This is a genomic window from Pseudarthrobacter xylosi, from assembly GCF_055412765.1.
This window is the reverse complement of the sequence record NZ_JBVAYT010000002.1, coordinates 671919-684946: the sequence shown is the minus strand read 5'-3', so window position 1 is coordinate 684946 and position 13028 is coordinate 671919. Positions and strand designations below refer to the sequence as shown.

Below are 13028 nucleotides of genomic sequence, written 5' to 3'. Positions count from 1 at the left end.
CGCATTGCTCATTGGCCGATCTCCGTCCGTACCGCAAATAATTCGGGGAAGAAGGTGAGCTCGAGGGCCTTCTGCAGGAAGGCAGCCCCGCTTGATCCTCCGGTTCCCGATTTCATCCCGATGGTCCGCTGGACGGTGCGAAGGTGCCGGAACCGCCAGAGCTGGAAATTGTCTTCAAGGTCCACGAGTTCCTCGCAGGCCTCGTAGGCGCCCCAGTTATCGGCGGCGTTCTCGTAGATGTGCTTGAACAGCGGCACCAGTTCGGGGCAGAACTCGTGGGCGCGGGTGACATCCCGCTCCAGGATGGACTGCGGCACGTCAAAACCCTGCCGGGCCAGGTAGGCCAGGAACTCGTCGTAGATGCTGGGCGCGTTCAGCAGCTCCGCCAGCATGGCGTGCGCTTCCGGGTCCGATTCGAACACCGGCAGCATTTTGCGGTTCTTGTTGCCGAGGACAAACTCGACGGCCCGGTACTGACTGGACTGGAAGCCGGAGGAGTTGCCCAGGAAACCGCGGAACTGGGAGTACTCCGTGGGCGTCAGCGTGGCCAGGACGGACCACTGTTCCGTCAGGGTTTTCTGGATGTGCTTGACCCGGGCGATGCCCTTGAGTGCAGAGCCGAGATCGTCTGTGCGCAGCCAGGCCGCGGCGCTGCGGAGCTCATGCAGGACCAGCTTCAGCCACAGCTCGGTGGTCTGGTGCTGGATGATGAACAGCAGTTCGTCGTGGTGTTCGGGTGTGCTGACCGGCTGCTGTGCACTGAGCAGGGTGGGTAGCTGGAGGTAGGAGGCGTAGCTCATCCGGGAACTGAAATCGCGGACTATGCCTTTGTCCAGTTTGCGGGTGTTCTTCTCGACGGCCACTGTGCTGCCTCTCAGGCTGTTCGTTGCGGGTGGATCCCGGTCAGCGCCGTACCAGTAGATCGTGGGCCTGAACTACGTCCAGACGCATCTGGTCCACAAGCGCTTCCGGCCCACGGTATGCCACCATGCCGCGGAGCCGCGCCACAAATTCGACCACTACTGTCTGGCCGTACAGATCGAAATCCTCCACGGCCTCGTGCGGACGGTCGATCACATGGGCTTCGACCTGGCGGCTGACGCCGTCGAACGTGGGATTGGACCCCACCGAGATGGCCGCCGGCCAGCGCGTGCCGGCCTGGTCCACCAGCCAGCCCGCGTAGATTCCGTCGGCTGGGATGAACCCGCTGGCCTGGTGGGCAAGGTTTGCGGTGGGGAACCCGAGCACACGGCCGCGGGCGGCACCGTGGACAACCTCGCCGCGCATACGGTGCGGTCGCCCCAGCACCGCGGCGGCGGTGGCAACATCGCCCTCTTGCAATGCTTCGCGCACCCAGGTGGAGGAACAACGGCGGTCCGTGCCGCCGTCGTTATGCAGCGGGTAGCCTTCCGAACCGAACTCACTGATGACCTGGACGTCGAAGTCGAACTTTTCGCCCAGCTGCTTCATGGTGTCGAGGTCACCGGAGTTGCCGCGGCCGAACCGGGAATCGTGACCGATCACCACGTGGCTGGCGTGCAGGCTGTCCACCAGGACCTGGCTCACAAATTCCTCAGGCGTGAGGCTGGCCAGGTTCAGCGAGTACTTCATCACCAAAATGGCATCCAGGCCCAGCTCCCCCAAGGCCACCAGTTTGTCCTGCAGGCCCATGATCATTTCGGGCGCGGACTCCGGGCGGTGGATCAGGGCCGGGTGCGGGTCAAAGGTGACGGCAACGGCTTTTGTCTTGTTGAGCCGGGCCGAGCGGGTGAGCTCGGAGAGCACCTGCTGGTGCCCGCGATGGACGCCGTCGAAGTTGCCGATAGTGACAACGGAGGGACCAAAGTCCGACGGGACCTCGGACGGATCGTTCCAGATGTAGACCATCACCCTCGCCTTTTACTGCCTTTAACTGACATCTCTCCGGACGCACCGGCGCCGGAACTATCTAAGATTACCCGCATTCAAGATGGCTTCCGGACGGCGCCGGGCCAACTGGATGGCAGACGCGGACCTACCCGGAGGAGGCTCACGGCCGGTGCGGCCGGCGCCGGTAAAGCCACAGCAGTCCCAGGATCGGCAGCAGCAGCGGTATGAACGCGTACCCCCGGCCAAAAAGGGACCAGACGGTCTCATGCGGGAACGCCACCGAATCAAAGACACTCAATGCGCCCACCACCAGCACACCGACAAGTTCCACCAGGACGGCGGCCAGGGAGATCCTGAACCAGGTGCGGCCGGGCTTGGCCAGCGACACTGTTGCCACCACGTAGACCAGCGCCGCGAAGGCAGACAGCAGGTATGCGAGCGGAGCCTCGGAGAACTTCGTCAGGATCTGGTAGCCGGCGCGTGCGGTGGCCGAAATGGCAAACACTGCATAAACGGCGATGAGCAGGCGCCCGGGGCCGGTGTTCCGGGTGTCCTTGCCGCCGGCCTTGGCATCTGCCTTTGCCCGGGTTGCTTCGTCACGAGGTGCTTTCACGTTGCGTGCTTCTTCCATTTCAGTACCAGATCTGGTTCATGCGGGCGGCCATCACCAAAGCCGTGACACCGACGGCGGCGAGGACGAAGTTGCTCCAGCGGGTCCGTTCCAGGATGGACCAGTACACGGCAGCCGGCGGCAGGAGCATCGCAGTGGCCAGGTATCCCCAGAATTCCCAGGCTTCGCCGGCAATCGGTTCGCCCGCGATAACCCTCACAATCGAGCCCACCAAGTAAACCAATAGTGCCAGCTCGACGGCGGCAACGGAGAGGATGGTGAAATCGTTGGGGGCCTTTTTGAGGATGCCGGCACCGAGGCAGATTCCGCTGGAGAGCAGCCCGACTACCAGGATGATATAGAAATAGGCGTCCATGCCTACGCGTCCCCGGACGCGGCATCTTCGGGTGCGGCACTTTCGGACGCAGCACTTCCGGACACAGTTTTCCCAGCCGCAGTCTTTCCGGCCGCACCGTTGCCGGGCGCGAACACCAGGACGGGCTTGGCAAAGTTACCGGAGTCGGCCAGGAGCGCCACGAGGCTGCCGTCCGGCGCGAACGCTGCCGCGGGGTGTTCAGCGGTGGCGGCCGTGGGATCGCCTGCTTCCGCTCCGGCTGCAATCCGACGCCCGAAGGAAATCTCGGTGGTCTCCTCCACTGTGAGTTCGCGGTTAGGCATCAGCGCCCGGGCAGCCTCGGACATTTCCAGGACATTCAGTTCCTCGGCGAGCTGCTCCAAGGTCCGGGCCTGGTCCAGTGAGTACGGGCCAACGTGGGTCCGGCGGAGGGCGGTCAGGTGGCCGCCCACTCCCAGCCCGTCGCCGAGGTCGCGGGCGAGGGCCCGAATGTAGGTACCGGAGGAGCACTCCACCGTGACATCAATGTCCACAACGTCGCCGCCGGCTTCCCTGTTGATGCCGTGAACTTCGAAACGGTGGATGGTGACCGGTCGCGCCGCGAGCTTTACTTCTTCTCCCGAGCGGACCCGGGCATAAGCGCGTTCACCGTTGACCTTGATGGCGCTGACGCTGCTGGGCACCTGCTGGATTTGACCCGTGAGGGCGGCGACGCCGTCGTGGATTGCTTCGTCGGTGACGGCGGCGGCACTGACGGCGGCAATCACGTCACCTTCGGCGTCGTCCGTGATGGTGGACTGGCCCAGCCGGATGGTTGCCGTGTACGTCTTGGACGTGCCCACGATGTAGGTCAGGAGCCTGGTGGCCTTGTTGATGCCGACCACCAGGACGCCGGTAGCCATGGGATCGAGGGTACCGGCGTGCCCCACTTTCCGGGTCCCGGCGAGACGCCGCATCCGACCAACCACATCATGGCTGGTCCATCCCTGCGGTTTGTCCACTATCACCAGTCCAGAAAGCACGCTTCCCAGTATATCGGCGCCGGTCACCGCCCCTGCCCACAAGCCCTGCCCCAACTCCGGTGGCAGCTAGGATGGCATCCATGCCTGAGCTTGCGGCGCACGCGCGCGACGTCCCCGTCAACCAGATCCGCGAAATCACCGAGGCCGCCTGGCATACCCCCGGGGCCATTGTCCTGAGCATCGGCGAGCCGGGCTTCGCGCTCCCCCGCCACGTCCTGGAGGCCGGCATGGCGTGCCTTGACCGGGACGAGACGAACTACACGCCCAACGCCGGCATCCCGGCCCTCCGTGAAGCGTTCGCCGCCAGGTTCCGTGAACGAGCCGGACTCAGCGCCAGCTTCGGTGCCGAGCGCGTCTACGTGGTGGACGGCGCCCAGCAGGGCCTGCACTTCGCCATGAGCCTCCTGCTCTCCCCCGGCGACGAGATCCTGATTCCCAACCCCGGCTACCCCACATTCGCCATGACCAGCCGGCTCCTGAATGCCGTGCCCGTGGGCTACCCGCTGTATCCCGAACATCACTTCCAGCCTCGCATCCAGGACGTTGAGGCGCTCATCACGGACCGGACCCGGGTGCTCATCCTGAATTCTCCGTCCAACCCGCTGGGCGCCGTCCTCGGCGAGGACCTGACGCGCCAGCTGGTGGACCTTGCCCGCAAGCACGATCTCTGGATCATTTCCGACGAATGCTACGAGGCCTTCACCTACGATGTCCGCCATGTCAGCCCGGCCCGGTTCGACAGCGACGTCCCCGGCGAGGCGCGGGTGTTCACGTCACTGACTCTCTCCAAGACGTACGGCCTGACCGGCCTGAGGATCGGCGCACTGGTCTGCCCGCCGGGGGCTGGAACAGAAGATGAACAACGTGATGGAGGCGATTGTCTCCTGCGTTGCCTCTCCGTCACAGTATGCTGCCCTGGCAGCGCTGACAGGCCCGCAGGACTACGTCCGGCACGCCCATGCCCACTACCGGGCCAACCGGGACGCCGCCTCCGCAGTGCTGGATGCCAAAGGAATCCCGTACCTGAGTGCCCAGGGAGCCTTCTATCTTTGGGCCGACGTCTCCCACGTCAGCGACGGGGACGTGCGGAGCTGGACCCGACGGTTCCTCTCCGATTCCGGCGTTGCGCTCGCGCCGGGAACTGCCTTTGGCTCGATCGGCGAGGGCTGGGTGCGGATCGCGCTTTGCGGTGCCCGGGAGGATCTGGTCAACGGCATAGGCAGGCTGCCTGAACGTCAGGGTTACTGACCCGTCACCTGGTCAGTAATCCTTGCGTTTCGCGTTGCGGCGCCACGCGTCAAACGGAGCGTCCGACGCCGGCATGGCGGTTTGGGAGACCGGCAGCAGTTCCGGACGGGTGCCGTTGAAATACTCGTAGAACACGGCGTCGTCGAAGCCGGCCGCGGCTGCACCATGGCGGTCGGCCGCAAAATAGACACGATCAATCCGCGCCCACAGCGCGGCTGACAGGCACAGCGGGCACGGCTCGCAGCTCGTGTAAAGCACGGCGCCGCTCAAGTGGAACGTTGCGCCTGCGGCTGCCGCAGCGCGGATTGCCACCACTTCGGCATGCGCGGTGGGGTCGTGGTCCCGGGTGACCCGGTTTATGCCTTCGTGGATCCGGCCGTCCGGGGTGACCACCAGCGCACCAAACGGTCCGCCGCCGTCGGAGACGTTCCGGACAGCCAGCTCAATGGCCTGCGCCAAGTATCGCGTGGCCTCGTGGTTGTCGCTCGCCTGCGTCATAACTAGATCCTAGCCATGACCCGGGATTTCCGGTTCAAAAATAGGGGGCACACAAAGGGAAATTTCCGTCGACGCAGCCCGCCCGGAGGACTAGTCTGGCGCCCGGGGGGCTGTTTAAATTCATATCTACTTTGGTCTCATTGCCCAGCCCCGTCCGCGGGGTGGTGCACCTCAATTGCGGAGGATGCAATGAAGAAGAAGTTTTCCCTTGCCGCGTGCTTTGCCGCCGCGGCGTTAGTCATTCCTATCGGGCCGGCCGCGGCGGGCTCCTCATCGCCAGAGCCGAAAATCCTGGCCGACGGGCTGGTCACCCCCTTGAGCCTCGCCGTCGGCAGGGACGACTCCGTCCTGGTCACCCAGAATTTTGTGGGCCGGCTTGACCGCGTGGAAGAAGATGGCCAACTCGCCAACGTCTACACGAGAGCGGACTGGGACGTCGGCGGTGTCTCAACCACACGCGGGACGACCTACTTCGTGGAGAGCGTAGGCGCCGGCGGAGGTAATCCCGATGCGCTCGAGGGCTACCTGAAGTCCATCGACCGGTCAGGCGACGTGCGCACCATTGCCGACCTCGCCGCCTATGAAGGTGCGAATAATCCGGACGGCGACCAAGACTATGGCTTCGGTGACGCGGTCTCTGAAGAGTGCCTGAAGGACTGGCCCGTTTTCCCGCCCGCCCGGTACAAGGGCGCCCTTGATTCCCATCCCTATGCCACTGCAGTCAAGGCGTCCACCGTCTATGTTGCTGACGCCGGCGCGAATGCCATCCTCGAAGTCGACGTGGATTCCGGTGACGTCTCGACGCTCGCTGTCCTGCCTCCAAGGCCGGCCGCCATCCCTGCCGGCACAAAGATCCCCATCGATATGGCTGGAGGAACGGTGGATGCCCCTGCATGCGTCGTTGGCGAGGAGTATGCCTTTGAACCTGTGCCAACGGACGTGGAGATCGGCCCCGACGGCTGGCTGTATGTCTCCTCGCTCCCAGGCGGTCCCGAGGATCCGTCCCTCGGCGCCCGTGGTGCCATCTTCCGGGTCAATCCCTGGACAGGACACACACGCCTGTGGGCAGATGACATTCTGAGCCCCACCGGCATCGCAGTCTCCGACCACGGGGACGTCTACGCAGCCTCGATGTTCGGCAACGAGATTGTGAAGATCGACGCCTGGACCCGAGAGGCTTCACAGTTCCTGGCTGTCGACGGTCCTGCGGCGGTCGAGCTGAGCGGGGAAACCCTCTACGCCACGGCCGGCTTCAGCTTCGGGCAACCGACTGGAACCGTCCTCAAGGCCCACATCAGGTAGGTCCTGCCGGGAGTCCAACCCGGCAGACGAACGAAGGCCCGGCCCCGCAGGTCAGTTGCGGGTCCGGGCCTTCGCCTCGTGTCAGTTACTTGTTGGCGTCTTCGTCGAGGTCTTTGTCGTCGGTGAGGTCAATGTCCTCTTCGTCAAAGTCGTCCTCGTCGATCTCCACATCGGCGGGAACGTCGCTCTTGTACGGATCGGCGTCACCGGCGTGCTTGGCGTTTTCAGCCAGCGCAGCCACCTCGGCGTCGCGCTTCTTGGCGGCCCGGAGCAGTTCCTCCAAGTTCGAGGCAACGACCGGGATCTGGTCCGCGACAAATTCCAGCGTCGGCGTCAGGCGGACAGTCACGTTGCGCCCTACCTCCTGGCGGAGCACGCCCTTGGCCTTCTCCAGGCCCTTGGCAGCATCAGCCTGGATCGCCTGGTCGCCGAAAACGGTGTAGTAGATCGTGGCGTGCTGCAGGTCATTGGTCACCCGGGCATCGGTAACAGTAATGCCCTCCAGCCGAGGATCCTTAACCTTCCGGCCCAAAGCCTCCGCAACAACAACCTTAATCCGCTGCGCCAACTTGGCAGCCCGTGCGGGATCAGCCATTTCCACTCCTAAAAATTTTGGATGTACGACGGCGCGCTAGCGGCTTGCGTACACACGTTTGGTTGGTTGCCACGCGCCTAAGGCGAGTCTACGACGGACTCCCGTTGGGTTTTTTCCGGCGGCCTGGGAGTGGCATCGGGCCTGCCGAAGCTGGGCGGCAAAGGATCGCAGATCCTATGCCGCCCAGCGAAGGGGCGGGGCCGCCGGGAAAACCCAACGACCCCGACCCTGTAGAACTAAACCGACTTATACTCGCGGCTTTTCGCGCATCTCGAAGGTCTCGATGATGTCGCCCTCGGTGATGTCGTTGAACGAACCAAGACCGATACCACACTCGAAGTCCGTGCGGACCTCAGTGGCGTCGTCCTTGAAGCGCTTGAGCGTCTCAACGGTGAGGTTGTCACCGATGGTCTTGCCGTCGCGGCTGATGCGGGCCTTCGTGTTGCGTCGGATGATGCCCGAGCGAACGATGGAACCGGCGATGTTTCCGAACTTGGAAGAGCGGAAGACTTCGCGGACCTCGGCGGTGCCCAGCTGGACCTCTTCGTACTCCGGCTTGAGCATGCCCTTGAGGGCCATCTCGATGTCATCGATTGCTGCGTAGATGACGGAGTAGAAGCGCATGTCCACGCCTTCGCGGTCTGCCAGTTCGGCAACCCGCTCGGCAGGCTTGACGTTGAAGCCGATGATAACGGCGCTGTCGACCGTTGCCAGGTTGACGTCGTTCTGCGTGATAGCACCAACGCCGCGGTGGATGACGCGCAGCTGCACGCCTTCGCCGACGTCGATCTTGAGCAGTGCGTCTTCGAGGGCTTCCACGGCACCGGACACGTCACCCTTGAGGATGAGGTTGAGGGTGTCGATCTTGCCGTCGGCCACGGCCTGGTCGAAGTCTTCCAGGCTGATGCGCTTGCGGCGCTTGGCGAGGGCGGCGTTACGGTCGGCTGCTTCACGCTTCTCGGCGATCTGGCGGGCGGTGCGCTCGTCAGCGGTCACAAAGAAGGTGTCGCCGGCGCGCGGCACGTTGGACAGACCCAGAACCTGCACGGGGCGGGACGGGCCGGCCTCGGTCAGGACACTGCCGTCGTCGTCGAACATGGCGCGCACACGGCCGTGAGCCGTACCGGCCACGATCGTGTCACCGACACGCAAGGTGCCGGACTGCACCAGGACGGTGGCCACGGAACCGCGGCCCTTGTCCAGGTTGGCTTCGATCGCGATACCGCGGGCGTCCTTGTTCGGGTTGGCGCGCATGTCCAGGGCGGCGTCTGCGGTAAGCAGGACAGCCTCGAGCAGCTCGTCAATGTTGAGGTTCTGGCGGGCAGAGACCTCCACGAACATGGTGTCGCCACCGTATTCTTCGGGAACCAGGCCGTACTCGGTCAGCTGGCCGCGGACCTTCTCCGGGTTGGCGCCTTCCTTGTCGATCTTGTTCACAGCCACCACGATCGGCACATTTGCTGCCTGCGCGTGGTTGAGTGCCTCAACGGTCTGCGGCATAACGCCGTCGTCCGCTGCGACCACCAGGATGGCGATGTCGGTGACCTTCGCACCACGGGCACGCATGGCGGTGAACGCCTCGTGGCCCGGAGTATCGATGAAGGTGATCTTACGATCAATGTCTTCGTGGGTGTGCGTGACCTGGTAAGCACCGATGTGCTGCGTGATGCCGCCGTGCTCGCCCGCCATAACGTCGGACTTGCGGATGGCATCGAGCAGGCGGGTTTTACCGTGGTCAACGTGGCCCATGACCGTGACAACCGGAGGACGTGCCTCGAGGTCGTCGTCGCCTTCGGCTTCGAGCTCTGCTTCGAAGTCGATGTCGAAGCCGGAGAGCAGCTCGCGCTCCTCGTCCTCCGGCGACACAACCTGGAGCTTGTAGCCAAGCTCCTCGCCGAGCAGTGCGAAGGTCTCTTCATCCAGGGACTGCGTGGCCGTGGCCATCTCGCCGAGGTGGAAGAGGACCGTCACCAGTGCTGCCGGGTTTGCCTCGATCTTGTCGGCGAAGTCCGTGATGGACGAGCCACGACGAAGCCGGACTACGGTGTTGCCGTCGCCGCGGGGTACGCTCACGCCACCCAGCGACGGAGCACTCATCTGCTCGAGTTCCTGGCGCTTGGCACGCTTCGACTTGCGCTGCTTGCCACGGCCTGCGCCACCCTTACCGAAGGCACCCTGGGTGCCACCGCGACCGCGGCCACCCTTGCCGAAGCCGCCGCCGGCCGGAGCGCCGCCACCGGCACCCGGTGCGCCACCTGTACCTGGAGCGCCACCCGGACGTCCGGGGCCACGTGCGCCGCCACCGGGACGTCCTGCACCAGCAGGTGCGGGACGCTCAGTGCGGTTGGGCATCATGCCCGGAGTAGGCCGGTTTCCACCGGCACCCGCGGGACGGGGTGCACCCGGGCGGGGTCCACCTGAGCCAGCAGCCGGACGGGGGCCACCAGCACCGGCTGCGGGACGCGGACCACCCGGACGGGGGCCACCTGCACCGGCCGCGGGACGCGGACCACCGGGACGGTCGCCGTCGGGACGGCCACCGGAGCGGGGCATGCCCTGCGAAGGAGCGAACGGGTTGTTACCCGGACGGGGAGCGCGCTCGCTGTCGCCGCCGCGGCCGCGGGGCATGCCCTGGGACGTGGCGAACGGGTTGTTGCCCGGACGGGGACCGCCGGGACGCGGTGCGGAGCCGCCCTGTGAACCGCCCTGCGCTGATCCGCCGGAGCGGGTCGGTGCAGCCGGGGCTTCAGCCTTCGGTGCCGGACGGGCGCCGGGCTTGGCGCCGGTGGACGGTGCACTTGCAGCCGGAGCAGCTGGTGCCGCCGGGGCTGAAGGAGCTGCGGAAACGGGAGCGGGTGCAGCCGGAGCCGCAGCAGCTGGTGCTGCCGGGGCGGAGGGAGCTGCGGGACCCGGAGCAGGTGCTGCGGGTCGTGTGTCGGCCGACGGGGCAGGCGCCTTAGGCGCGGCTGCCGGAGCTGCGCTCTTAGCAGCGGCGTCGGGGTAGGCGTTGCGGAGTTTCCGCACCACCGGGGCCTCAATGGTTGAAGAGGCGGAGCGAACGAATTCGCCCAGTTCCTGCAGTTTGGTTACTGCATCTTTGGAAGTAATACCGAGCTCTTTAGCAAGCTCATGTACGCGGACCTTGGCCACATTTCTCCTGTCTCGGTCCGCACCGAGCCAGGCACGAACCGTCTACTTCTTACTGCGGGCCCCAGCCGCGGGTGCAACTAAAGGGCCCATTGCAGAGCGCAACAAAGTTGTCATCGTTGCGCACTCATCGCTGGGAACTCATCGGGTTTCCATCAGTTTTCTGACCCGCTTTCAGGTTGGACGGTTTTTGCTGCATCTGCCAGAGGCAAGTGCTGAGGTATTTGCAGCGGGCCGGCGTCCTGCTTGCCTGCCATGATCCGGCGTTCGACGGCGGTGGACCCGGTTGCGCCGTTGAGGGCCCTTCCGAATGCTCGCCGTTTGACCGCCAGGGCCAGGCACGCTTCGCTGGGGTGCAGCCATGCACCCCTGCCAGCCATCCGGCGTCGTTCGTCTACCAGCACTGCGGTGGAACCGCTGCCTTCGGCGACGAGCCGGAGTAACTCAGACCGCGCAGCCTTTTTCCGGCATCCGATGCAGGTACGCTGCGGTTGATCCTCGATGTGAAGCACTTCTGCCACGGTGAGTATCTTCCTCACGTTCATAACTGCCGGCCCTAAGGTCCCAACCGCACATCGGCGGAACGGGAATACTCAGGGCACACGAATACCGGCCGTTAGGCGCGGTCTTGTCTATTCTAGCCCCTCGGGGCAGTTCTGCCCGAAACCGGGGCATCGGCCGACAGTGTCCGCCGTTGGCCGTTGCCCCGGAACGGGTTCAGCTTTCGCGCGCCGGGGCGGCGTCAGAGACAATATCGATCCGCCAGCCGGTCAGCTTGGCCGCCAGCCGGGCGTTCTGGCCCTCTTTGCCGATGGCCAGCGAGAGCTGGTAGTCCGGGACCACCACACGCGCGGAGCGGGTGGCTTCATCCACGATGGTGACGGAATTCACACGCGACGGGGAAAGTGCGCTGGCAATAAACGTTGCCGGATCCTCGCTGAAGTCGACGATATCGATTTTTTCGTCGTTGAGTTCCGTCATAACAGCGCGGACGCGGGAACCCATTTCACCGATGCAGGCGCCCTTGGCGTTGATGCCCTGGGTGTTGGCCTTGACGGCGATCTTGGTGCGGTGACCGGCCTCGCGGGCCAGGGCCACGATCTCCACTGAGCGGTCCGCGATCTCCGGGACTTCCAGTTCGAAGAGCTTCCGGACGAGGCCCGGGTGTGAACGGGACAAAGTGACGGACGGGCCCTTGGTGCCGCGGTGAACATCGATAACGATGGCGCGGAGCCGGTTGCCGTGGATGTACTTCTCCCCCGGCACCTGTTCGGGCGGCGGCAGCAGGGCCTCCACCGAACCCAGGTTGACCTGGATCATGTGCGGGTTGTTGCCCTGCTGGATCAAGCCGGCCACAAGTTCGCCCTCGCGGCCCTTGAACTCACCCAGGATGGCGTCGTCCTCGACGTCGCGCAGGCGCTGCAGGATGATCTGCCGTGCGGTGCTCGCTGCAATACGGCCGAACCCGGCGGGGGTGTCCTCGAACTCGCCGATGGGGTCGCCGTCGTCGTCGATCTCCACGGCCCAGATGGTCACGTGGCCGCTCTTGCGGTCCAGTTCGGCCCGGGCCTTCTCGAAGGCGCCGGGTGATTTGTGGTACGCCACCAGGAGCGCCTGCTCGATGGTGGGGATCAGGAGGTCCAGCGGGATTTCGCGCTCACGCTCCAGTAGTCTCAGCGCGCTCATGTCAATATCCATCAGGCCTCCTCAGAAGGTCCATTGTGCTCAGGTTCCAGACCAGCTTCTTCGAGGTGGCTGAATTCGATCTCGACTTTTCCGTTGCGGATCCTGTCGAAAGGAAGAATCTGGGGCTCGCCCTGCTTGGGCTTCATGCCCTTCTTGACGGCGATCTCCGGGATGATGGTGACGCCGGAATCGTCCACGGACTGGACCCTGCCGGTGACATTTTCGCCCTGGATGACGTTGACCTTGACCATACGGCCCCGGGCACGGTGCCAGTGCCGGACTTCGGTGAGGGGACGCGCGACACCCGGGGAGGAAACCTCGAGGTCGTAGGGGCGCCCGTCGTCCGCTGGATCGTTGTCCAGGACATCGGAGAGGACCCTGGAGATGTCCGCAATGACATCAAGGTTTACGCCGCCGGTTTCCTCCTGCGGCAGGTCAACCACCACGTGGACCACGCGATGCGAACCCGCCATGATGGATACGTCCTCGAGGTACAGGCGGTTGGCCTGAACTGCCGGTTCCAGCAGCGCCCGAAGCCTGATGGCTTCGGGATTGTTGGCGGGCGCAGCAGCAGCGGTACCCGTTCCGGTAGCGTCTGATGAAGTCGTGGCTTCTGCATTACTCACGATGCCGGCCGCCTTCCAATAGATGATGTTGTGACTACTAGCGTAACGATTTTCCGGCCGCAGTGGTGCA

General features: G+C 64.7%; 12 protein-coding genes and 1 pseudogene. 2 read left to right on the top strand and 11 right to left on the bottom strand.

The annotated features are described in order from the left end of the window. Positions 1-8: 8 nt before the first annotated feature. The 5 genes from kynA to truB form a co-directional block, all read right to left on the bottom strand. Complete coding sequence (kynA, locus tag ACZY1F_RS07175; RefSeq protein WP_463941061.1) at positions 9-863, bottom strand: tryptophan 2,3-dioxygenase; 855 nt, start codon at positions 861-863, stop codon at positions 9-11. Between the two features lie 40 nt (positions 864-903). Further along, positions 904-1887, bottom strand: coding sequence for a bifunctional riboflavin kinase/FAD synthetase (locus tag ACZY1F_RS07170; protein ID WP_463941060.1), 984 nt, complete (start codon positions 1885-1887; stop codon positions 904-906). 142 nt (positions 1888-2029) lie between these two features. Further along, positions 2030-2500 carry a hypothetical protein gene (locus ACZY1F_RS07165; protein WP_463941059.1) on the bottom strand — a complete coding sequence of 157 codons (471 nt, stop codon included), beginning with the start codon at positions 2498-2500 and terminating at the stop codon, positions 2030-2032. A 1-nt stretch (position 2501) separates the two neighbouring features. Continuing rightward, the gene (locus ACZY1F_RS07160) at positions 2502-2855 is read right to left on the bottom strand and encodes a hypothetical protein (RefSeq protein WP_185263109.1); all 354 of its coding nucleotides are present in this window, start codon (positions 2853-2855) and stop codon (positions 2502-2504) included. 2 nt (positions 2856-2857) lie between these two features. Continuing rightward, positions 2858-3856, bottom strand: a complete 999-nt coding sequence (gene truB, locus ACZY1F_RS07155) for a tRNA pseudouridine(55) synthase TruB (protein WP_463941058.1) — start codon at positions 3854-3856, stop codon at positions 2858-2860. Positions 3857-3936: 80 nt separating this feature from the next. On the opposite strand from truB, the pseudogene ACZY1F_RS07150 reads away from it, so the two are divergent. Further along, a pseudogene (locus tag ACZY1F_RS07150) lies at positions 3937-5104 on the top strand (pyridoxal phosphate-dependent aminotransferase). 12 nt (positions 5105-5116) lie between these two features. Here ACZY1F_RS07150 and ACZY1F_RS07145 read toward each other — a convergent pair. Then, a complete protein-coding gene (locus tag ACZY1F_RS07145; protein ID WP_463941057.1) occupies positions 5117-5602 on the bottom strand; it encodes a nucleoside deaminase in 486 nt (161 codons plus the stop codon). A 189-nt stretch (positions 5603-5791) separates the two neighbouring features. Between ACZY1F_RS07145 and ACZY1F_RS07140 the strand changes: the two genes are divergently transcribed. After that, the gene (locus ACZY1F_RS07140; RefSeq protein ID WP_463941056.1) at positions 5792-6904 is read left to right on the top strand and encodes a ScyD/ScyE family protein; all 1113 of its coding nucleotides are present in this window, start codon (positions 5792-5794) and stop codon (positions 6902-6904) included. A gap of 85 nt (positions 6905-6989) precedes the next feature. Here ACZY1F_RS07140 and rbfA read toward each other — a convergent pair whose 3' ends face one another. The 5 genes from rbfA to rimP all read right to left on the bottom strand — a co-directional run bounded on the left by rbfA (position 6990) and on the right by rimP (position 12958). Beyond that, on the bottom strand, positions 6990-7499 hold the full coding sequence (gene rbfA / locus ACZY1F_RS07135; RefSeq protein WP_463941055.1) for a 30S ribosome-binding factor RbfA: 510 nt from the start codon (positions 7497-7499) through the stop codon (positions 6990-6992). A gap of 246 nt (positions 7500-7745) precedes the next feature. Continuing rightward, a complete protein-coding gene (gene infB / locus ACZY1F_RS07130) occupies positions 7746-10649 on the bottom strand; it encodes a translation initiation factor IF-2 (RefSeq protein ID WP_463941054.1) in 2904 nt (967 codons plus the stop codon). 152 nt (positions 10650-10801) lie between these two features. Continuing rightward, positions 10802-11191: a YlxR family protein gene (locus ACZY1F_RS07125; protein WP_463941053.1), complete on the bottom strand. Its 390-nt coding sequence runs from the start codon at positions 11189-11191 to the stop codon at positions 10802-10804. Positions 11192-11363: 172 nt separating this feature from the next. Further along, positions 11364-12344, bottom strand: coding sequence for a transcription termination factor NusA (gene nusA, locus ACZY1F_RS07120; RefSeq protein ID WP_185263102.1), 981 nt, complete (start codon positions 12342-12344; stop codon positions 11364-11366). Further along, positions 12344-12958 (bottom strand): ribosome maturation factor RimP, encoded by a 615-nt coding sequence (gene rimP / locus ACZY1F_RS07115; RefSeq protein WP_463941052.1) that lies wholly within the window; start codon positions 12956-12958, stop codon positions 12344-12346. Before rimP ends, nusA begins: the two co-directional genes overlap by 1 nt. Positions 12959-13028: the final 70 nt, after the last annotated feature.